Genomic DNA, 20715 nt, shown 5'->3' with positions numbered 1-20715 from the left:
CATAACTACCTCCATAGTTATATGGTCGAGGTGTCTTGGGGTTGTGCAGTGCATCACAATCCGGCCGCCATCGAGGAGGACAAGTACCCATGAGCGCAAAGAATCTCCAGGAAGTCCTGGACCAATCCGGCAACACCGTAGAGATGCTGCGGAACTCGCAGCTGGGCGCCTACATCTACCCCGTCGTCGCCCCTGAATTTACCAACTGGCGTAGCGAACAGCGCGCCTGGCGTGAGAGCGCCGTGCTGTTCGACCAGTCGCACCATATGGACAACCTGTTCATCAAGGGCAAGGACGCCCTCAAGCTGATTTCGGACACCGCCATCAACTCGGTGGCCAACTTCCCCGTCAATAAGGCCAAGCAGTACGTTCCCACCACACCGGCCGGACACGTGATCGGCGACGGCATCCTCTTCCACGAGGCCGAGGGCGAGTACGTATACGTGGGCCGCTCCCCTGCCGCCAACTGGCTGATCTACCACGGTGAAACCGGCGGCTATGACGTGGACATCGAGGTGGACCGCCGGTCGCCGTCGCGGCCCATGGGCCAGCCGGTGAAGCGCAAGTACTGGCGTTTCCAGATCCAGGGCCCGAACGCCTGGAAGATCATCGAGAAGGTCAATGGCGGCCCGGTGGAGCAGCTGAAGTTCTTCAACATGGACCATATGGAGGTGGCAGGCCGCCAGGTCCACACGCTGCGCCACGGCATGGCCGGCGCGCCGGGGCTGGAGATCTGGGGGCCGTATGAGACCTACGACCAGATCCGCGACACCATCCTGGAGGCCGGCCAGGAGTTCGACATGCTCGCCGTCGGCTCCCGCGCCTACCCGTCCAACACCCTGGAATCCGGCTGGATCCCGTCCCCGCTGCCGGCCATCTACACCGGCGAAGAGCTGCGCCCCTACCGCGAGTGGCTCGGCGCCGACAGCTACGAGGCGGTCAACGCCGTGGCGGGCAGCTTTGTCTCGGACAAGATCGAGGACTACTACCTGAACCCGTGGGAGCTTGGCTACGGACACATGGTGAAGTTCGACCACGACTTCATCGGCCGCGAGGCACTCGAAAAAATCGACCCGGCAACGCAGCGCAAGAAGGTCACGCTCGAGTGGAACGCCGAGGACCTGGCCAAGATCTTCGCCTCGCTCTTCGACGCTGACGGCACGTCGTACAAGTACTTCGACCTGCCGCTGGCCAACTACGGTTCGTCGAACTACGATTCCGTGCTGGACGCCGCCGGCGAGACGATCGGCCTGTCCATGTTCACCGGCTACTCCGCGAACGAGAAGAAGGGCCTGTCCCTGGCCACCGTGGACGCGGACGTGCCGGAGGGCACCGAAGTCACCGTGGTGTGGGGCGAACCCGACGGCGGCACGCGCAAGACCACTGTGGAGCCGCACCAGCAGCTCAACGTGCGCGCCATCGTCAGCCCGGTGCCGTACTCCTCGGCGGTCCGACAGGACTACCCGGGCGGCTGGCGCTCCGGCAAGCAGGCCTGATGTCCGGCTGCCCCTAAAGGGCACGACGACGAACGGCGGGGAGGGTGCCCGATGGCATCCTCCCCGCCGCTTCCGTTAAAGCCAGCCCGTCAGTCGCCATCTTCCGGCAGGACCGTCTCTTCGACGTACCGCTCGCCCGACTCCGTCTCGCCGATGCTGTAGTGCTGTTCCATGTGCCTAATGGCGGCGGCGTCCTCGGGTCCAGGCTCGCTGACAGGGTCATCAATGGCGGTTCGATCGGCATCGCCGTAGACGTTGGCCAGACCCTGTTTGGCATCAGGGGGTATTTCACCCGGCGCCAGCACTTCTTCATCACGCGCCGTTTCGCCCGGAGTCTCGTCACGGTCCCTGCGGTCGTCTCGGTCCGGATTGCTGATGTTCTCGCTCATGGAGCTCCTCCCGTCAGGCGCCGGTGCGCCCTATTCTCACCTAATCACAGAGCCGTCGCGTGCAACAGGGCCGCCAGACGGCCTTCGCCGTATCCCGGGGCCTGCGCCGGCGTCCGTTCGCTCCCATGCCTCAAGAGCCCGGCGAAGCATTCGCCCTAGTCAGAGCGGAGTAAGCATTTTGAAACTTGGGACGTTACTCCTATAGGTGGGAGCGAAGGCCCGCGGCCACTAGCCCGCGAACACTCGGCGCCGGCCGACCCCGTTACCGTCCGCCGCGGAAGTCCTCCACCCATTCAGCCGTGGCCTTCATTCCGCCGAAGGTGTAGAAGTGCAGCTTCACCGTGCCGTGGACGGACGGGTCATAGCGGCTGGCGAATTCCTCCAGAAACTTGTCCGGCCCGGCGGCCCCCAGCAGGTTGGTCAGCGAGAAGCCGTACTTGTGCACAATGCCGGCCGAGGAGGCCACACCGAAGCGCTTGGCATAATTCAGCAGCCGCTTGACCCCGGCAGGTCCCGGAACGCCAATCCGCACCGGCGCATTGATCCCGCGGCGCCGGACCTCTGCCAGCCACTCGAACACCGGATCGGCGTCGAAGCCGAACTGGGTGATTATGACCGTATCCAGGTTCTGCTGCTGCAATTCGGCGTATTTGCCCTCCAGCGCCGCCCACAACACGTCGTCGGAAATATCCGGATGGCCCTCCGGGTAGCCGCTGATGCCCACTCGGTGGATCCCGTATTTGGGCAGCAACCCGCTGCGGATAACCTCCAGCGAGTCTGCAAAGGGGCCCATCGGTTCGGCCGGGTCCCCGCCCACCACAAAAACATCATCGGGGGCAGCGTCGGCGGACAAGGCCTGCAGGAAATCCTCCAATTCGGCCTGGGACGCCAACCGCCGGGCGGACACATGCGGCACCGGCACGAAGCCGTGCCGCTTCACCGCAGCGGCCGCGGAAACCCGCATGGGGAGGTCCTCGTTCCCTAGGAACGTCACGTTGATCAGCGTGCCCGGAGGAATCGCGCCGGCCGCGTCTTCCAATGCCGGGACGTCCTTACCGGTCATCTCCAGCGAGAAGTCGTCGAGCAACGCACGGGCGGCGTCCGATGCAGCGCGTTTCGGGTCGGCCATGATCCAAGTCCTTCCACCGGTGACGCCGGTCACTCCTGCCCGGCCTGCTGCGAGTCTAGCCGCAAAACCACTACGGATATAGAGGGTTGGGAGTGATTTGCTTTTCTCAATCACTGGGCGGATACTAATTTGGCCTTCCCTTCTATCTCAGGAATCACCATGTCCACGCTCCGAGTGCTGAGGCCCTTCGCCCACCGCAACTACCGGCTCCTTATTTCGGCCCTGGCCATCTCGATTTTCGGCACGGGCATGTGGGCTGTGGCCATGGTTTACCAGGTCATCGCGCTGGGCGGCGGCCCCATCCAGCTCTCGCTCGTAGCCACCTGCTCCAGCATCGGCCTGCTGGCCTTCGTGCTGATTGGCGGCATCGCCGCCGACCGGCTTCCGCGCCGGCGCCTGATCATCAGCGTTGAGGCCGCCAACCTGGTGGCCATCGCTGCCGTGACGCTGCTGGCCTGGACCGGGCTGCTGCAGCTCTGGCACCTGGCCGCGGCCGCTTTCCTGCTGGGCGTGGGCGCAGCCTTCTTCTTCCCCGCCTACTCGGCCATCCTGCCCAGGATCCTGCCAGCCGAGGACCTGCTGGCAGCCAACGGCATGGAAGGCACCATGCGCCCGCTGCTGCAGCAGGCCGCGGGCCCTGCCGTGGCGGGAATGGTCGTCGCCTCCTTCTCACCAGGGGCGGCCATCGGCTGGATCTCGCTGTGCCATCTGGCCGCGCTGGTCATCCTGAACTTCCTGGGCCAGGAACTGGTTCCGGATCAGGGAACGGCTGCGTCCGTCTCCGCCGAGGATGCGCCCCCGGCCAAGCGCAGGTCCGTGCTGGCCGACCTGCGCGAGGGCGTGTCCTACACGCTGACGACTCCCTGGCTGCTGTGGACGCTGCTGTGGGCCGTGGTGAGCGTGCTCATTTTCATCGGCCCCATCGAGGTGCTGCTGCCCTTCGCCGTCGTCGACCAACTGGGCGGGGATTCGAGGACCTTCGGATTCCTGCTCGGCATCTACGGCATCGGCGGCGCGGTGGGTGCCCTGATCACCGCGTCCTTGCGGCTGCCCCGGCGCTACCTCACCGTGATGCTGCTGTGCTGGGGAGCCGGCGCCCTGCCCATCGCGGTCATTGGCTTCACCGACAGCTTCTGGGTGATGGCCGTGGCGCTGTTCGTGGTCGGGGCAACCGGCAGCGCGGGACAGGTGATCTGGGGAACGTTGCTGCAGCGCAGGGTGCCGCCGCACCTGCTCGGCCGCATTTCCAGCCTGGATTTCTTCGTCTCGCTGGCCCTGATGCCGGTGTCCATGGCGCTGGCCGGGCCGGTTGGCGAAGTGGTGCCGATCTGGCTGATCTTCCTGCTGGTGGGCCTGGCCCTGCCGCTGCTGGCGGTGCTGGCGCTGACCTTCGGCGGCATGCTGAAGGACGAGGTCGATCACCCGCTGGAACGCAAACTGGAACCGGCGGAGCCGGCCAGCGCTTAGCGGCACACCACAGCACCTGACGACGACGGCGGCGCCCCCTGGGTGCCGCCGTTGCCCTCGGCGGCACAGGCACCCTCTGCTGCCCCCGAGCACGTGGTCCGCTGAGCGCTAGGCTGGACAGCAAGGAACAGGATCTTCCCGGAAACTAGTGGAAACCGCACCGCCAGTCGCCGGCCCGTGCGAGCGGGCCGCGCCGCCACCCTTGCAGGAGGAACGATGGTTGCACGCCAGGACGTCACCCAGGATCCGGAGCTCATGGTCGCGCTGCTCACCGCCCGCCGCGGCACCGCCTTCTTCGGCCGCAAACTGAACGAGCTCTCCGACGACGAACTCGACGCGCCCTCGCTGCTGCCGGGCTGGACCCGCCGACATGTCATCGCCCATGTCGGCTACAACGCCCGCGCACTCGCACGATTGATGGACTGGGCCAACACCGGCGTGGAAACGCCGATGTACTCTTCGCGCCAGGCCCGGAACGAAGAAATCGATCATGGCGCCATGCTCTCCCCCGCCGCATTGCGTGACCTCTACGAACAGGCCGCCAACCACCTCGACGTTGCGTGGCGGGACACACCGCAAGAAGCGTGGGGACATGAGGTCAAAGCCGCCCAGGGCCGCACCGTCCCGGCCTCCGAAACCGTGTGGTGGCGGACCCGCGAAGTCTGGATTCACGCCGTCGACCTCGACAACGGCGCCAGCTTCGGCGACATGCCCGCCGACCTCCTCGAGCGTCTGCTCCGGGACATCACCGAAGCCTGGCACCACCGCGGCGACGACCAAGACCTGCGACTGGAAGTCCTGGACTCAGGCGGCGTCACGCATCTGGGCGACACCGCGGCCGTCGACCCGGTCATTGTCACCGGCAGCCTGGCTGATATCACCGCCTGGGCTGCCGGCCGGTCAACTCGCGGCATCAGCTCCAACAGGACGGACGTGCCCCCAGCACCGCGTTGGATCTAAGTGGGCGGCGGTGGCCGTCCGGCCGGGATCTCCACGCAGGCGCAAGCGCCCGGTTGTCGACCAAGCGAAGCGCGTGGAGACACGAGCACCGGTGGTTAGGACACGTCGATGGTGACGACGGCCGGGCCGCGGCCGGGGGCGGCGTCGGACTGTGCTCCGGTGCCTGAGGTGACGGCCCGGGAGACACAGCAGCACATCTTTTCCGCTGCGTGCTGCTGGCGTTCGCTGTAGAAGACGTCCCGGTGGTCAATAGCGCCGTCTAGGTCCAGGACACGGACCTCGCAGAGTCCGCATTCGCCCTTGCGGCAATCGAACATCATGTCCGCGCCGGCTTCTTCGAGGGCCTCGAGCATGGAGCGCCCCTGACCCACCGTGGCCTCTATGCCGAGCCGCGGAATCCTCACCACGAACTCCTCTGGGTCGTACCAGCCGCTGTTGCCGAAAGTCTCGTAGCGCAGATTCGCTACCGGCAGTTCGCGTTCCGTCCAGGCCCGGCGGACCGCGTCCATTAGCCGGATCGGCCCGCACATGTACAGCTCGGTATCCATGTCCGCTCCAGCCACCAGTTCGCCCACCTGCAGCGATGAGCCTTCATCGTCCACGTGGACCTGCAGCCGCTCCCCGTGCTCCTCGCGCAGCCGGTTCAAGTAGGCCATCGCCTCGCGGCTGCGGCCGACATAGACCACCCGGTAGTCGGCCTTCACGGCCTTGAGCACGCGGGCCATGTTGAGCATCGCGGTAACACCGATGCCGCCGGCCAACAGGATGTACCGCTCGGCCCCCACTCGCAGCGGAAAATTCTGCAGCGGCTGTGTGATCTCCAGCGTGTCGCCGGCCACCAGCGTGTGCATGAATTCCGATCCGCCCCGGGAAGTCGGGGCCTTCAGAACGCTCAGCGCCAGCCGGCGTCCGCCGTCGGCCGAGTCCACGATGGAGTAGGAGCGCTTGTCCTCCTGGCCGCCAATCCGCACCTTCAGGTCGATATGCGATCCCGGCTCTGCGGTCTTCGGCAGGGCCGGCTCCAGCACGATCCGCCGGATGCCGGCCGCCACGTCCTGCACTTCCACTACCGTGGCGTGCTGCCAGACTTCTACGTTTGTTGCTGCCATGTTGCCGCCTGCACCTTCCTTCAGCGGCCGGCCGGGACGGCGGAAGCCATCCGGCCTTCGGCCACCATCATCCGCTCGATCAGCCGGCGCACCCACATGCCACCGGCGTCGATGTTGAGGTTGTAGAACTCGTAGTCCGGATTGGCGTCGATGGCTTCCTGTTGCGCCTTGAGCATCTCCTCGTCCTCGCCGAACACGCCGTGCACACCGTCGCGCAGCTGCGTGGTGATCAGCTGGCTGTCCAACCGGTAGTTGCGCATGAAAGCCCAGAAATAGTGGCAGGACCTGTCGGTTTCCGGCGAGATCGTGTTCATCACGAAACCGTTCACGCCCTGACTGCGGTCTCCCTCCGGCGCGCCGGTGCCGGCCTTGGCCACGCCGACGTCGATGCAGATGGTGGACGGGGCCTGGAAGGTGATGATCTGCCAGCGGTCAACCTTGCCCTCGTAGCCGGGAAACTTGTCCCGCATGTTCTTCAGCCAGAACGGCGGTGCGTCAATGTTGTGCATCCAGCGCGTCACGGTGACGGTGTTGCCTTCATGCGAAACCACGAAGTCGGACTCGCTGAGCTCCTCCTGCCCAATGGACGACGAGTGTACGAACTCTTCGTGGGTCAGGTCCATCAAGTTGTCCAGCACCAACTGGTAATTGCAGTCCGCATGGATGGTCTCGCCGTCGCCCGCCCACTCGGGCGAGTCCATCTGGTGCATGTCCGGGACCAGATCCGGATCGGCCTGTGTCGGGTCGCCCAGCCACACCCAGACGTACCGGTGGCGCTCCACCACCGGAAAGGACGGAACCGTGGCCGAGGGGTTGATGGTCTCCTGCGCCGGCATCGAGACGCACCGCCCGGCCGAGTTGTAGACGATGCCGTGGTACGGGCACTGGATCCCATCCTTGCCCATGGTCTTACCCATGGAGAGCGGCGCCAGCCGGTGCCAGCAGGCGTCGGCAAGAGCCACGGCCTTGCCGTCCTCCGTGCGGTACAGCGCCAGCGGGCGGTTGGCGATCCGCCGGGCCATTGGCTTGCGGGTGACCTCATGGTCCCAGCCCGCCACGTACCACGCGTTCATCGGGTGGCCCATGACCTTGTGGGTGGTTGAACTGGCAGTCTGCACAGCAGTCACAGTGGATTCCTTCCGGTAGCGCGAGCCGACATCCCCAGCGGCGCTGGCTCAGTTATATTTGCCGATGGCGGCCCGGACTCCGGACCGACCAACTAACTATGCACATAGATAGTGGCGTGAGTCTCAGACTATCGATGGATATAGTGATTGGCAACACAGTCGACAGGAAAGTTGGATCCATGAGTCTCCGCTACGCCCTGCTGGCGCTGCTCAGCGTGGAACCCATGACCGGCTACGACCTCTACAAGGAATTCGAAGCCTCCGTGGGGCACGTGTGGCACGCTCCGGACTCACAGATCTACCCGGAACTGCGGCGGATGGAAAAGGAAGGCCTGCTCGACGGCGAGGAGGTCACCTGGGGCCAGCGCGGCAAGAAGCGCCGGTACCACATCACCGAGGCCGGCGTGAAGGCGTTCCGGGACTGGATGAACACCACCCTTGAGTACACCCGGGTGCGGGATCCAGCGCACCTGAAGGCCGCCTACCTTGAATGGGCCGAGCCCGAGGCAGCGCGCGAGCAGATGCGCGCGCACATTGAGCACCACACCGGCCTGCGCCAGCAATGGGAGCAGCGGATCCGCGAGATCGACCAGGACCGCAGCGAAATGCTCAATCGCCGCCTGGCCGGCACGCCGGAAGCCGACCGTGACCGGGTGAAGGCCTTCAAGCGCTTCACGTATGAAGGCCTGGTGGCCCGGGCCGACCAGGAGATCACCTGGGCCCAGCACGGGCTGGCGCTGATCGACGAACTCTACACCAACCGGCCAGGCACCCGGCAGGCCGCCAAGAAGTAGCCCGGCGCCCGGTTCCGGAAGAGCCAGAGCCGGGCACCGCCGTCGTCAGCCAACACAGGAACTGGCCGCGGCATCCGGCCAGACGCCGGCTAGTTGGAGTATTCCTTGCGAAGGTCGGCCTTGCGGATCTTGCCGCTGGCGGTCCGCGGCAGGTCCTCCACAATCACCACCGACTTGGGGATCTTGTAGCGGGCCAACCGCCCGTCCAGGTGCTGCTGGATGTCTTCGGCGGTTACCGCAAAGCCTTCGCGGACGGTCACCACAGCGCGCGGGACCTCGCCCCACTTCTCGTCCGGAATGCCGATCACGGCCGCACTGCTGACCGCCTCCAGTTCCAGGATGACCTGCTCCACCTCGGCCGGATAGATGTTCTCGCCGCCGGAGATGATCATGTCCTTGAGCCGGTCGGAAATGAACAGGAAGCCGTCCTCGTCCACGTAGCCCATGTCGCCGGACTTGAACCAGACGCCGTCGGCATAGCTTTCGGCGGTGGCATCGGGCCGGTTCCAGTACTCGTGGATCACGTTGGGGCCGGAAATCTGGATCTCGCCCACCTCGCGCGCCGGCAGCACGTCACCCATCGGGTCGGCAATCCGGATGTCGGTGAAGAAATGCGGAAGTCCGGCGGACCCTGCCTTGGGGCGCGACTTCTCCGCTGCCAGAGTGGTGGCGCCGGGCGCCGTTTCGGTCATGCCGTAGCCGTTGGTGAAGGACAACCCGCGGGCCTCGTAGGCCTCCAGCACGCGCATCGGCACCGCGGAGCCGCCGCAGGTCAGTTTGTTGAGCGAACTGATGTCGGTCTTGTCCCAGTCGGGGTGCTCGCACAGCAGTTGGTAGGTGGTGGGCACACCGCTGATGCTGGTGGCTTTGTACTTCTCGATCAACATCAGGGTCCGGCCGGGTTCGAACTTCGGCTCAAGCACCACCGTGGCACCCTTGAGCAGGGTCGGCAGCACACCCATGCCCAGTGATGCCACGTGGAACATCGGCGCGATCATCAGCGCCACGTCGGTGCTGGCCATGTCGAAATCCACCAGCACGTTGATGCTGTTCCAGGTCATGTTGCCGTGCGTGAGCAGCGCGCCCTTCGGCCGGCCGGTGGTGCCGGAGGTGTAAAGGATCATGGCCGGGTCATCGAGGGAGACCGCCACGTCCCGGCGCTCCTCGCTGCCGGATCCAATGACCTCTTCCAACAGCTCGACGGCGGTGCCCTGCCCGCCTGCCTCGGCCGCGCTTCCGGCGGGGTTGCCATTCCCGGTCCCGGCCGGGCCGTCCTCCACCACCATCCGGTGGCTGATGCCCAGCAGCGAGCTGCCGCGCACGGCGAGCGGCTCCAAGGTGCGCGCATGGATGAGGATACGACTGCCGGAATCCTGCAGGGCGAACTGGACCTCGGGCGGGGCCAAGCGGGTGTTCAGCGGAACGAAAATTGCGCCCAAGGTGCCGCAGGCAAAGAAAGTCTCAAGGAAGGCCGGGTGGTTCTCACCCAAGTAGGCCACCCGGTCGCCCGGGGCGATGCCGCGGTCCGCCAGCGCATTCGCCAGCCGGTCGACGCGCTCGGCAAATTCGCCATAGCTCAGCTCGCCGGCGGTGCTGATGATCGCGGTCTTGGCCGCGGACTTCATGCGGCGCTTGTGGATCCAGGCACCGAGCCCCTGATTCTGCATCGTTCAAACCCTTTCGACGTACCCGGTGCCCGGGCTTCTCAGCGGAGCCGCGGTGAACCACATCACAACAGCTCCCACTCAACCTAATGCGCTTTAGTTGAAAAAGTCAATAGTTGAGAATGTGGTCCCACTGTGGCCGGGAGCCGTGCCCGCAGAGACCAATGATGCCCCTTCCGCCAGGGAAGGGGCATCATCGGCGCTTGGTGCGGGTGCTACTGCTGTGGCAGCAGTGCCGCCATGTCCGGAAGCTTGTCGATCAGCCCGTTTTTCAGCGAGATGTCGGCAATCTCCTCGATCGAGTCGGCGTTCACTTCCTGCGGGAACTTCGGCAGGGTCAGCTTCTCAATCACCGCCGGGTCCAGCTTGGTGTACGTGGGCAGGATCTCGCGCACCTTGTCAGGATTCTCGTCGGCAAAGGCCAGCGACTTCTTCATGGCGCGGACAAACGCTTCGGTGACTTCCGGCTTCTCCTGCACGTTCTTGTCCGAGGTGAAGTAGGTCGCCACGGTCAGGTCCTCGACGGGATACGCATAGTTGGAGAAGACCGGCACGGCGCCGTCGCCTGCCACAATCGTCGCGAACGGCTCGACGGCGGCAATCGCGTCCACCTGGTCGTTCGCCAAGGCCGCCGGCATGTCCGGGAACGGCATTTCCACGAAGTTCAGGTTGGACGAATCTCCGCCGGACTGCTCCACGGCCTCCCGGATGGTGGAATCGCTGATGTTGTTGAGCGTGTTGACACCGATCCGCTTGCCCACGAGGTCGGGAATGTCCTTGATGTCGCTGTCCGGCTTCACCATAACGGCGGCGAAGTCCTTATCCCGATTGCCGGTGGTGGCGACACCGTTGGCCACCATCTTCATGTCCAGACCCTTGGATCGGGCGATGACCAGCGACGTGACGTTGCTGAAGCCGAAGTCCATCTGGCCGCTGGTGATGGCCGGAATAATGGCCGCACCGCCCTGCGCCAAGGTCAATTCCAGGTCCAGCCCCTCCTCTTCGAAGAAGCCCTCCTCTTTGCCCAGGTAGATCGGCGCCACGTCCACAATGGGGATGACCCCGACGTTGATTTTTGTCATTCCGCCGGTCGCTTCGCCGCCGCCCGCGGGAGCCGATTCCTCGCCGCCACCCGACGGGCTTCCACCGCCGCACGCCGTCAACGCCAGCACCGCCGCCAGTGCCACTGCTGCCCTGATTTTCTTCACGGGTTCCCTCTCCATCACTCCAGAATGCACGGATGTGCCCCAGGTCACTCATAGTATCTACGTCCATAGTGGTAGGCGTCAACGAAGCATCCGGATTGTTATCATCACTGGCTTTCCGGCGGCAGCAACGCGTCGAGATCCACTGTGTTGTCGACGGTGCCGTACTTCAGCACGGCATCCGCGAGCGTCTGGGCGGCGTCGCGGTCGAATTTCGGGTCGAAGCGCGGCAGCACAATTTCCTCCAGCAGCGCCGGGTCGGTCTTGGTGTAGGTGCCGATGACCTTCCGAACCTCGTCCGGGTTTTCTTGGGCATAGTTCATCGACTTGGTCATGGCCGCGGTGAATTTCTCCACCAGTTCCGCATCCTGCTTGATCTTGTCCGCGGAGGTGAAGTAGCCGCCGATATCCAAATTCGGATGGGTTTCACGGTACGGCCAGGACACCACCCGCGCGCCGCTCTTGATGGCGGAGGTCAGGAACGGTTCCAAGATGAGCGCGGCATCCACCTGGCCGTTCTCCACGGCGGCCAGCGCGTCCGGGAAGGCGACTTCGACGAACTTCAGACTGGAACCGTCGCCGCCCGCCTTGTCCACCGCGGTCCGGATGGTGGTGTCGCCGATGTTGGCCAGGTTATTGGAGGAGACCGTCTTGCCTTCCAGATCGGTGACCGATTTGATGTCCGAATCCTTCGCCACCACGACGCCGGCAAAGTCGACGTCGTCTTCATCAGAGGCACGGGTTCCGTTAACCACGTATTTCAAATCCAGCCCCTGGTCGCGGGCCACCATCAGCGAGACGGTGTTGCCGAAGGCAAAGTCGAAGCTGCCGCTCACCACGCCCGGGACGGAGACGGCGCCGCCGGTGGTGTTCTCGATGGTCAGGTCGAGTCCTTCCTCTTCGAAGAACCCCTTGGCCTTGCCGAGGTGGAGCGGTGCCACGTCGCCGATCGGAATCGCACCCACCTTTACCGCGGTCATCCCCTCGGCCGGTGAAGCCCCCGCGTCGGTTGCAGCCGGCCCCCCGGACGGCGACCCACCGCCGCAGGCGGCCAAGGTTGCCGCGAAGGCGGCGGCACAGACCATGGTGACAAGTCGCTTCATGTTGCACTCCCTCGTGTCGTTTCACCCGTTGCTTGGGAGTCTAGGCAGCGGCCCTCCGGCAGGCCACCGTACGGGTTCGCCAGCCCGGATAATCGGAGCGATTTCCCCCAAAGGGCCGCCCGGACCTGCCCTCGCCGCCCGGCACCACACGCCGCAGGGGCGGCCCCCGGAATACCGGAAACCGCCCCTGCTCAATACTGGGTCGAACTAGTTCACAACCATGGCCGGAACGTCCGGCTGGTTGTCCACGTACTTGTACTTGACCATCAGCTCGCCCATGTCGCTGAGCACCTGGCTGCGCACCTCGCCGTCGAACACCTCCATCTTGAGGTTCTTGGCCACCTCTTCCGGCATGCCCATGAAGTCCGGCAGGACGGCGCGCACGCCGTCGTTGTCGGCATCGGCGCCCTTCAGGGTTTCGGTCACCGCAGCTTTGAAGTCCGCCACGATCTCAGGGTTCTGCTCCGCGTAGCTGCCGCTGGTGAAGGTCACCATGGTGGGCAGGCCCGGCAGAGTCTTCTGGTTCGGGTAGCCCAACAGCTTGTAGTCTTCGTTGGCCAGCGCCTTGGACTGGAACGGCTCCGGAACCCAGATGGCGTCCACGTTGCCGCGTTCCAACTGGGCTTCCATATCCGGGAACGGCATCTCGCTGAACTTCAGCTTGGACGGATCAGCCCCGTCCTTAGCCGCCGACTCCATGATGGTCAGGTCACCCTGGGTCTTGAGGGTGTTGACGGCGGTGGTCTTGCCGGCCAGGTCGGCGAAGCTCTCGATCCCCGAGTCGGCCTTGACGATCACGGCGTTGTTGTCCTCGCCTTCGGCCCGGGAAGCGCTGTAGCCCGAGACGATCTTCATATCCAGGCCCTTGTCCACCGCGGTCATCACCGACAGCGGGTTGCCCACCGCGAAGTTCATCGTTCCGGTGGAAACGGCCGGCAGCATCGCCGCACCGCCCTGTCCGGTCTGGAGCTCGACGTCGAGCCCGTGCTTCTCAAAGATGCCTTCGTCGATGCCGTACTGCACGGCGCCGGACGGTGCGATCGGCAACACGCCCACGGTGATCTTGGTCAGACCGCTGTCGGCACCGCCGGACTGCGCAGCCGGGGCTTCGCTGGATCCGGACGGAGAGCCGGCTCCGCAGCCGGTCAGTGCCATGGCGGCAATCGCGCCGCCGGCCAACAATTTGGCCAAGTGCTTCTTCATGAATCGCTCCTTGGATCCGTGGTGCCGTCCCCCGACCCTCGGAGGCTGACTGTGACCAGCACCACAGCTAATTACAACGTAGATGCAATAGTTGAATAAATCAATAGTTGTTGTCTGTTTGTGATCCGAATGGACCCCGGCCCTGAGGCCGAGGTCCGTTCAGTCCTGTTGTGGCAGCGGCTTAGACGTAGAAGCGTGCCAGGAACTCGGCGATGACCGCGGGACGTTCCTCGCCCTCGATCTCGATGGTGTTGTTGGTCTTGATCTGCACGCCGCCCTTGACCTCGGTGACCTCGGCGATGGTGGAGTGCAGGCGGACCTTGGCGCCGACCTTGACCGGATTGGTGAACCGCACCCGGTCCAGTCCGTAGTTGACCTTGGTCTTGACGCCTTCGACGTCGAAGAGTTCGCTCCACAGCGGGATGACCAGGGACAAGGTCAGGAAGCCGTGCGCGATCGGCGCGCCGAAGGGGCCCTCTTTGGCCTTCTCCACGTCGGTATGGATCCACTGGTGGTCATCGGTAGCGTCCGCGAAGGTGTTGATCTGGTCCTGGGTGATCTCGCGGTAGTCGGTGTAGCCGAGGTCCTTGCCGACCAGGCCGGGCAGATCTTCGAAGTTGACGACGGTGTTGCTCATGGTTGCTCCTTGGGAAAGTGTTGTTGATTTTCTCTAGCGGAATGCGCCGGTGCCGGTGATGGCCCGCCCGACAATCAGGGCGTTGATCTCGTGCGTGCCCTCGTAGGAATAGACGGCCTCCGCGTCGGCGTGGAAGCGCGCCACATCGGTGTCCAGTGTGATGCCGTTGCCTCCGACCACCTCGCGCGCCAGGGCGACGGTCTCGCGCATCCGGGCGCTGCAGAACATCTTGGCCAAGGCGGAATTCTCGTCCTTGTAGATGCCCTCCTCCTGCTGCTGGGTCAGCCGCACCGCCATGCCGAGCGACGCCGTGACGTTCCCGAGCATGGTGGCGAGCTTCTCCTGGACCAGCTGGAAGCCGGCCAGCGGCTTGCCGAACTGCTTCCGCTCCTTGACGTAGCGCAACGCCGCCTCGTAGGCCCCGGCCTGCACGCCGGTGGCGATCCACGCGACGTCCGAGCGCATGTTCCGCAGCAGTGAGGCCACGTCCGCGAACGAGTTCACATTCTGCAGCCGGGCCGAGTCCGGGACGCGCACGCCGGCCAGCTTGATGTCCGCGTTCTGCATCATCCGCAGCGACGTCTTGCGCAGGATTTTGGAAAGCTCGACGCCGGGGGCATCGGTCGGCACCAAGAAGCACTTGACCTGGCCGTCGGCTTGGTCGCGGGCGAAGATGGCCAGCACGTCAGCGGTCACGGCACCGCCGATCCAGCGCTTGGCGCCGTCGATAACCCACTCGTCGCCGTCGCGCCGGGCGCTGGTTTCCAGCCCGCCGGCGACGTCCGAACCATGCTCCGGTTCGGTCAGCGCGAAGACGCCCTTGAATTCGAAGCTGCGGATCTTCGGGTCCAGCTCGGCCGCCTGCTCGGCGCTGCCGCCCAGGTTGACCGCGGTGCGGAACAGCCCGGACTGTGCGTTGTAGAAGGTGGCAACCGACGCGTCGGTCCGGGCGAGCTCGAAGTTGCGGAAGCCCTCGTATAGCCCGGACGGCTTGGCGCCGCCTTCGGTCAGTTCCGCCGGAGCCATCAGGTCCAGGTCGTAGAGCGGCTGGGCAATCTGGTACGGGAATTCGCCCTGCTCCCAGTAGTCGCCCAGCAGCGGGTGGACCTGATCCTCAAGCACCGTGCGCAGCCGGCCGAGCACGCTGCGTTCGGCATCGGTCAGCAGCGATGCGTAGCCGTACTGGTCGGACGGGTAGAACTGTTCGGCCATGGACACGGTCCTTTCTTCGGCGACGGCGCTCATCGCTGCGCCCCGCCCAGCCCCAGCAGGCGCACGGCGTTGTCCTTGAGGATCTTCGGACGCACCTCGTCCTTCAACGGCAGGTCCGCGAAGGCACCCAGCCACTTCTGCGGGGTGATCAGCGGGTAATCGGTGCCGAAGAGCACCTTGTCCTGCAGCACCGAGTTGGACAGCTTCACCAGCGACTCCGGGAAGTACTTGGGCGACCAGCCGGACAGGTCGATGAACACGTTCGACTTGTGCGTGGCGATCGAGTTGGCCTCGTCCTGCCACGGCACCGACGGGTGCGCCATGATGATCTGGAACTCGGGGAAGTCCGCGGCGATCTCGTCCAGCAGCAGCGGATTGGAGTAGCCCAGCTTGATCCCGGACCCTCCGGGCGTGCCGGCACCCATGCCGTTCTGGCCGGTGTGGAAGACCGCCGGCAGGCCGAGCGATTGCAGCGCCTCCCACAGCGGGTAGTACCGTTCGTCGGACGGATTGAACCCCTGCAAGCTCGGGTGGAACTTGAACCCGCGGACCCCATAGTCCTCGACCAGCTGTTTGGCCCGGTCGATCGCCTCGGCGCCGGTGAGCGGATCGACCGAGCCGAACGGGATCAGCACGTCGTTGTTCCGGGCGGCGCCCTCGGCAATGTCCTCGATGCTGTTCGGCTCGTGCTTCAACCGGGTCCGGGCATCCACCGTGAACACCACGGCCGCCATGTTGAGCTCCCGGTAGGTCGCCGCGATCGCGTCCAGCGACGGCGTGCGTTCCTCGGCCTTGAAGTACTTGCTCGAGGCGTCCATCAGTTCCTGCGGCAGCGAGACGTGCCCGTGGCCGTCGATCTCGATATGCACATGCATGTCGATCGCGGTCAGCGAGGCGACATCCAGGCCCAGTTCGTAGCGTGTGGGTGCCATGGCTACTTCGCCGCCGGCGCGGGCTGCAGTTCGGCCGGCAGATCGGGGAATTCCTCACCCACGCTTTGCAGCCGGCCGCCGAACAGGTCCTCAAAGCGCTCATTCAGCGCTTCGTAGCTCCAGCCGCCGTCCAGGAACTCGGTGGCCACGGCCTCCGGGTGGGACCACAGCTGCAGCCGATCGCCGCCCACGCCGATCGCCTGGCCGGTCACCTTGGCGGCCGCATCGGAGGCGAGGTAGGCAACCAGGCCGGCAACGTCGTCGGCCGTGCCAAAGCCCAGGTCCTTGCGGAAGAAGTCCGGCATGGCCTCGCCGCGCTCGTCCGCCTCGACGGCCTTCTGGAAGAACGGAACGGTCTTGGTCATGGCCGTGGCTGCCACCGGGATGATGGCGTTGGCGGTGACGCCGGCCTTCTTCATTTCCAGCGCCCAGGTGCGGACCATGCCCACAATGCCGGCCTTCGCGGCGGCGTAGTTGGTCTGGCCGAAGTTGCCGCGCTGGCCGGTGGGCGAGCCGATGGTGATGATCCGGCCGGCCACGCCGTTCTCCTTGAAGTAGGCGTAGGCCTCGCGGACGCAGGTGAAGGTGCCGCGCAGGTGCACGTTGATGACCAGGTCGAAGTCCTCGTCCGTCATCTTCAGCAGCGACTTGTCCCGCAGCACGCCGGCGTTGGTGACCAGGATGTCCAGCCCGCCGAAGGTCTCGACGGCGGTGCTCACCAGCTGCTTGGCGGTTTCGGTGGAGCCCACCGGAGCGACGACGGCGGTGGCCTTGCCGCCGGCCGCGGTGATGCTGGCGACGGCCTGCTCGGCCACCTGTGCGTCAACATCATTGATCACGACGGCGGCGCCCTGGCGGGCGAGCTCCTGGGCGTAGGCCAGGCCGAGGCCGCGGCCGCTTCCGGTAACAATGGCTACTTTTCCGGCCAGTGACATTTGATGCTCCTTGTTCCTGCCCCAGAGGGGTGCATTGGTTTATGCTGGTCTGAAACCAATGACAACCCATATGATTGAAAAAGTCAATCATATTTTCCGGTCTCAAGATGTAGCGAGGGAACATGCCCGCACCAACCACGGCCGAGGCGACCACCTCCAGCCAGCCCACGGCAGGAAACGGCGTCGAGCGGCTGTACGCCACGGACCTGGCCAGCGAGATCGAATTCCTCACCGCGCGGGCGCGGTCGCTAGGCTCCGGCCGCGCGAACAACATGCTGGCCGAGCTTGATTTGAAGGTGCGGTCCTACTCAGTCCTCTCGCTGGCCTGCAGCGGACAGAACCCGTCGCAGCGTGAACTGGCGGACTTCCTCAGTCTGGACCCCAGCCAGATTGTCGCCTTGGTGGACCAACTGGAGAAGCGCGGAGCCGTGACGCGGGAAGCCGATCCGCGCGACCGCCGGTCCAAGGTCATCGCACCCACGGCAGCGGGCCGCCGGCTCTACAAGCGGGCCGAGGCAATCGTCCGCCAGGCGTCCGACCACTCCCTGGCCCAGCTGAACGACCAGGAGCGCGAGACGCTGCGCGACCTGCTCCGCCGCATCGCTTTCTAGCCCGCGCGGCGGACGCCCCCTCCCCCTCCCCGCGCCCGAACACCCTCCCCCTTTCTCCAGACACCCCTCTCCGAACCCTCGCTGAGCTCCACCCCCATCGACTGTTCAGATAACGCCCTTTTCAGCGCTGAGAAGGGCGTTATCTGAGCAGTCGATTTCAGTACGGGCAGGGGTCCGGCGAGGAAGCGGTGGGGCGCGGCTTAAACAACGGACGCCGGCCACCTCCATGAAGGAAGTGGCCGGCGTCCGGCGGTTCGGGTGCTTGCCTAGCTTGCGCCGCCGGCCTGGGAGGCGGCGGCGGCGGGGCGGTGGCCCTGCTTGGCCCGCTGGATCTGCTCGTACACGTGGTGGCGCAGCTCGGTGAACCGCGGCAGGGCGCGGGTGTTGAGCTGGTCGCGCTCGTCCGGCAGGTCAATTTCCAGGTCTTCCTGGACCACGGTCGGCGAGGAGGACAGGATGATCACGCGCTGGCCCAGGTACACCGATTCGTCGATGTCATGGGTGACGAAGAGGACGGTCACGCCGAGCTTCTTCCAGACCGTACGGATCAGGTCCTCCAGGTCGGCGCGGGTCTGCGCATCGACCGCGGCGAACGGCTCGTCCATCAACAGCACCTCGGGCTGGTAGGCCACCGCGCGGGCGATCGCCACGCGCTGCTGCATACCGCCGGAGAGCTGCCACGGGTAGGACTGCGGCACGTGGTCCAGGCCCACGGCCTCCAGCGCCTCGTCCACCAGCTTGTCCCGCTCGGCCTTGCCCATGCCAGCATTCTTCAGCGGCAGCTCCACGTTCTCGCGCACCCGCATCCACGGGAACAGCGAGCGGCCGTATTCCTGGAACACCACCGCCATCTTCTTCGGCGGCCCGGTCACCCGGGCCCCGTCCAGCAGCACCTCGCCCTCGGTCGGGGCCAGCAGGCCGGAGATGCACTTGAGCAAGGTGGTCTTGCCCGAACCGGACGGGCCCACCAGGCAGGCCAGCTCCCCGGCCTTCAAGTCGAAGGTCAGGTTGCGCACCGCCTCGATGTCGCCGCCGTCGGTGTGATAGACCTTCTTGACGCCGCGGACCGAGAGCATCGCCTGCCCCTCGGGCAGGGTCCTGCCGGTCGAAACGGGAGTGGTTTCAGGCTGCATTTTCTACCTCTCGCAGGCCGTGGTACCAGCGCAGGATCCTGCGCTCGGTCCATTGGAAGATGAATGACATGGCAACACCGATCAGGCCCAGCACCACGATGCCGGACCACATCTCCGGAATCGCAAAGGAACGCTGGAACTGCACGATGGTAAAGCCCAGCCCCGAGGACGAGGCGAACATTTCGGAAATGACCATCAGGATCAAACCGATCGACAGGCACTGGCGGACACCGGCCATGATCTGCGGGCCGGCCGAGGGCAGCACCAGGTAACGCACCCGGGCCCAACCGCCGATCCCGTAGGTGTGCGCCGAGTCGGAGAGCACCGAGTCAATCGCCCGCACGCCCTCGATGGTGTTCAGCAGCACCGGCCAGATGCAGCCGGAGATGATGACCACAATCTTCATCGAGTCGGTGATGCCCATCAGCAGCATCAGCACCGGGATCAGCACCGGCGGCGGGATCGCCCGGAAGAACTCCAGCACCGGCTCAGTGAAGTCACGCAGCCACTTGATCGAACCGATCAGCAGGCCGGCGGCAATACCGAGCACGATCGCGGCCACCACGCCGATCAGCAACCGGCCGATCGAGGGCAACACGTCGGAGACAATCCGCTCACCGAACCAGGTCTCGGCGAACGCTTCCGACAGGGTTGCCGGGGTCGGGACGAAGAAGTTCGTCGTGCCCAGCGTGGAGGCCCACCAGATCAGGACAAGGATGACCGGCAGAGCCAGCCCGTAGGCAAAGCCTTTCAGGATTTTCATGCGATCACCTCGGAACGGATCGATTCGTGCCAGGACAACGTCTTGCGCTCAATGAAGCGCATCAGCAGGTTGATCAGCACGCCGATCAAACCGGTGGCCAACACCAGCGCATACATGCCGGAAATCGCTCCACCGGACTGCGCCAGCGCGATTTCCCGGCCCAGCCCCGGCGAACCGATCACCAGTTCGGCCGTGATCGCCAGGATCAGCGCCACCGCGGCCGCAAGCCGCACACCGGTCATCAGGTACGGCAACGCGGTGGGGAACACCACGTAGCGGACCCGGGCGAACCGGCCCAGGCCGTAGGACTTCGCGGTCTGCATCGCCACGTTGTCCACGTCGGCCACCCCGTAGAGCACCTGGATGAAGACCTGCCAGAACGAGGCGTACACAATCAGCATCAGTGAAGACTCGATCTTCACGCCGAACAGCAGCACGGCCAACGGAATCAACGCCACCGACGGAATCGGGCGCAGGAACTCCACCGTGGAGTTAGTCACCTTCCGCAGGAAGTTGGACGAACCGATGATGAACCCAAGCACCACCGCCAGCAGCACTGCCATCAACAGACCGAGCAACCACGCCAGCATGGTCTCGCCCACGGCCAACCAGAAAGCGGTGAGCCCGAAGTCGTTGAACAGCATCGCGATGACCTCGGACGCCGGCGGCAAGAACCGCGCCTCGACAATCCCCACCCGCGGCACCAGTTCCCACACCAGCAAGAACGCAAGAATTCCGGTCACGCCCAGCAGCTGCTTGGTGGGCCGCTTCCTCGCCGGGCGTTTACGCGAACGGCTGGCCGCGGCGCCCTGGCTGTCCGTTGTCACCGCCGGAGCGCTCATGACA

Annotated in this window: 20 protein-coding genes; 5 read left to right on the top strand and 15 right to left on the bottom strand. The window is 65.2% G+C overall.

Annotation, left to right across the window (positions count from 1 at the left end):
- Positions 1-89: 89 nt before the first annotated feature.
- Positions 90-1496, top strand: coding sequence for a vanillate/3-O-methylgallate O-demethylase (gene ligM / locus ACWF5H_RS02700; RefSeq protein WP_364652103.1), 1407 nt, complete (start codon positions 90-92; stop codon positions 1494-1496).
- An 89-nt stretch (positions 1497-1585) separates the two neighbouring features.
- On the opposite strand, the gene ACWF5H_RS02695 is transcribed toward ligM, so the two are convergent.
- Together ACWF5H_RS02695 and ACWF5H_RS02690 are read right to left on the bottom strand one after the other, a co-directional pair.
- Entirely contained in the window at positions 1586-1885 is a 300-nt protein-coding gene (locus tag ACWF5H_RS02695; RefSeq protein WP_452034671.1) for a hypothetical protein, read from the bottom strand.
- A 262-nt stretch (positions 1886-2147) separates the two neighbouring features.
- Positions 2148-3014: a methylenetetrahydrofolate reductase gene (locus ACWF5H_RS02690; RefSeq protein ID WP_452034670.1), complete on the bottom strand. Its 867-nt coding sequence runs from the start codon at positions 3012-3014 to the stop codon at positions 2148-2150.
- A 159-nt stretch (positions 3015-3173) separates the two neighbouring features.
- On the opposite strand from ACWF5H_RS02690, the gene ACWF5H_RS02685 reads away from it, so the two are divergent.
- Both ACWF5H_RS02685 and ACWF5H_RS02680 read left to right on the top strand, forming a co-directional pair.
- On the top strand, positions 3174-4481 hold the full coding sequence (locus tag ACWF5H_RS02685; RefSeq protein ID WP_452034669.1) for an MFS transporter: 1308 nt from the start codon (positions 3174-3176) through the stop codon (positions 4479-4481).
- 216 nt (positions 4482-4697) lie between these two features.
- Positions 4698-5441, top strand: a complete 744-nt coding sequence (locus ACWF5H_RS02680) for a maleylpyruvate isomerase family mycothiol-dependent enzyme (protein ID WP_452034667.1) — start codon at positions 4698-4700, stop codon at positions 5439-5441.
- Between the two features lie 95 nt (positions 5442-5536).
- Here ACWF5H_RS02680 and ACWF5H_RS02675 read toward each other — a convergent pair whose 3' ends face one another.
- A complete protein-coding gene (locus ACWF5H_RS02675) occupies positions 5537-6550 on the bottom strand; it encodes a PDR/VanB family oxidoreductase (RefSeq protein WP_452034666.1) in 1014 nt (337 codons plus the stop codon).
- A 20-nt stretch (positions 6551-6570) separates the two neighbouring features.
- Complete coding sequence (locus ACWF5H_RS02670) at positions 6571-7677, bottom strand: aromatic ring-hydroxylating dioxygenase subunit alpha (RefSeq protein ID WP_452034664.1); 1107 nt, start codon at positions 7675-7677, stop codon at positions 6571-6573.
- A 179-nt stretch (positions 7678-7856) separates the two neighbouring features.
- On the opposite strand from ACWF5H_RS02670, the gene ACWF5H_RS02665 reads away from it, so the two are divergent.
- Positions 7857-8471 (top strand): PadR family transcriptional regulator, encoded by a 615-nt coding sequence (locus ACWF5H_RS02665; protein WP_452034662.1) that lies wholly within the window; start codon positions 7857-7859, stop codon positions 8469-8471.
- Positions 8472-8560: 89 nt separating this feature from the next.
- On the opposite strand, the gene ACWF5H_RS02660 is transcribed toward ACWF5H_RS02665, so the two are convergent.
- From ACWF5H_RS02660 to ACWF5H_RS02625, 8 genes are all read right to left on the bottom strand, one after another.
- Positions 8561-10138, bottom strand: a complete 1578-nt coding sequence (locus ACWF5H_RS02660) for an acyl-CoA synthetase (RefSeq protein WP_452034660.1) — start codon at positions 10136-10138, stop codon at positions 8561-8563.
- A gap of 212 nt (positions 10139-10350) precedes the next feature.
- A complete protein-coding gene (locus ACWF5H_RS02655) occupies positions 10351-11343 on the bottom strand; it encodes an ABC transporter substrate-binding protein (protein ID WP_452034659.1) in 993 nt (330 codons plus the stop codon).
- 104 nt (positions 11344-11447) lie between these two features.
- Positions 11448-12443 (bottom strand): ABC transporter substrate-binding protein, encoded by a 996-nt coding sequence (locus ACWF5H_RS02650; RefSeq protein WP_452034658.1) that lies wholly within the window; start codon positions 12441-12443, stop codon positions 11448-11450.
- Positions 12444-12650: 207 nt separating this feature from the next.
- On the bottom strand, positions 12651-13646 hold the full coding sequence (locus tag ACWF5H_RS02645) for an ABC transporter substrate-binding protein (protein WP_452034657.1): 996 nt from the start codon (positions 13644-13646) through the stop codon (positions 12651-12653).
- Between the two features lie 181 nt (positions 13647-13827).
- A complete protein-coding gene (locus ACWF5H_RS02640) occupies positions 13828-14283 on the bottom strand; it encodes a MaoC family dehydratase (protein WP_364652115.1) in 456 nt (151 codons plus the stop codon).
- A 33-nt stretch (positions 14284-14316) separates the two neighbouring features.
- Complete coding sequence (locus tag ACWF5H_RS02635; RefSeq protein ID WP_452034655.1) at positions 14317-15495, bottom strand: acyl-CoA dehydrogenase family protein; 1179 nt, start codon at positions 15493-15495, stop codon at positions 14317-14319.
- Positions 15496-15524: 29 nt separating this feature from the next.
- Positions 15525-16427, bottom strand: a complete 903-nt coding sequence (locus ACWF5H_RS02630; protein ID WP_452034654.1) for an amidohydrolase family protein — start codon at positions 16425-16427, stop codon at positions 15525-15527.
- A gap of 2 nt (positions 16428-16429) precedes the next feature.
- On the bottom strand, positions 16430-17362 hold the full coding sequence (locus tag ACWF5H_RS02625) for an SDR family NAD(P)-dependent oxidoreductase (RefSeq protein WP_452034653.1): 933 nt from the start codon (positions 17360-17362) through the stop codon (positions 16430-16432).
- A 122-nt stretch (positions 17363-17484) separates the two neighbouring features.
- Between ACWF5H_RS02625 and ACWF5H_RS02620 the strand changes: the two genes are divergently transcribed.
- Complete coding sequence (locus ACWF5H_RS02620) at positions 17485-17973, top strand: MarR family winged helix-turn-helix transcriptional regulator (protein WP_452034652.1); 489 nt, start codon at positions 17485-17487, stop codon at positions 17971-17973.
- A 266-nt stretch (positions 17974-18239) separates the two neighbouring features.
- Here the strand turns inward: ACWF5H_RS02620 and ACWF5H_RS02615 are convergent, their stop codons facing one another.
- The 3 genes from ACWF5H_RS02615 to ACWF5H_RS02605 are packed head-to-tail and all read right to left on the bottom strand — an operon-like array spanning position 18240 to position 20711.
- Positions 18240-19106 carry an ABC transporter ATP-binding protein gene (locus tag ACWF5H_RS02615; protein WP_452034651.1) on the bottom strand — a complete coding sequence of 289 codons (867 nt, stop codon included), beginning with the start codon at positions 19104-19106 and terminating at the stop codon, positions 18240-18242.
- On the bottom strand, positions 19096-19869 hold the full coding sequence (locus tag ACWF5H_RS02610; RefSeq protein WP_452034650.1) for an ABC transporter permease: 774 nt from the start codon (positions 19867-19869) through the stop codon (positions 19096-19098). Before ACWF5H_RS02610 ends, ACWF5H_RS02615 begins: the two co-directional genes overlap by 11 nt.
- Entirely contained in the window at positions 19866-20711 is an 846-nt protein-coding gene (locus tag ACWF5H_RS02605; protein ID WP_452034648.1) for an ABC transporter permease, read from the bottom strand. The genes ACWF5H_RS02610 and ACWF5H_RS02605 overlap by 4 nt, the downstream gene beginning before the upstream one ends.
- Positions 20712-20715: the final 4 nt, after the last annotated feature.

It is taken from the genome of Arthrobacter sp. NPDC055138, from assembly GCF_053607305.1.
The sequence above is the reverse complement of the archived record's forward strand: the minus strand, read 5'-3'. Positions and strand labels throughout refer to the sequence as shown.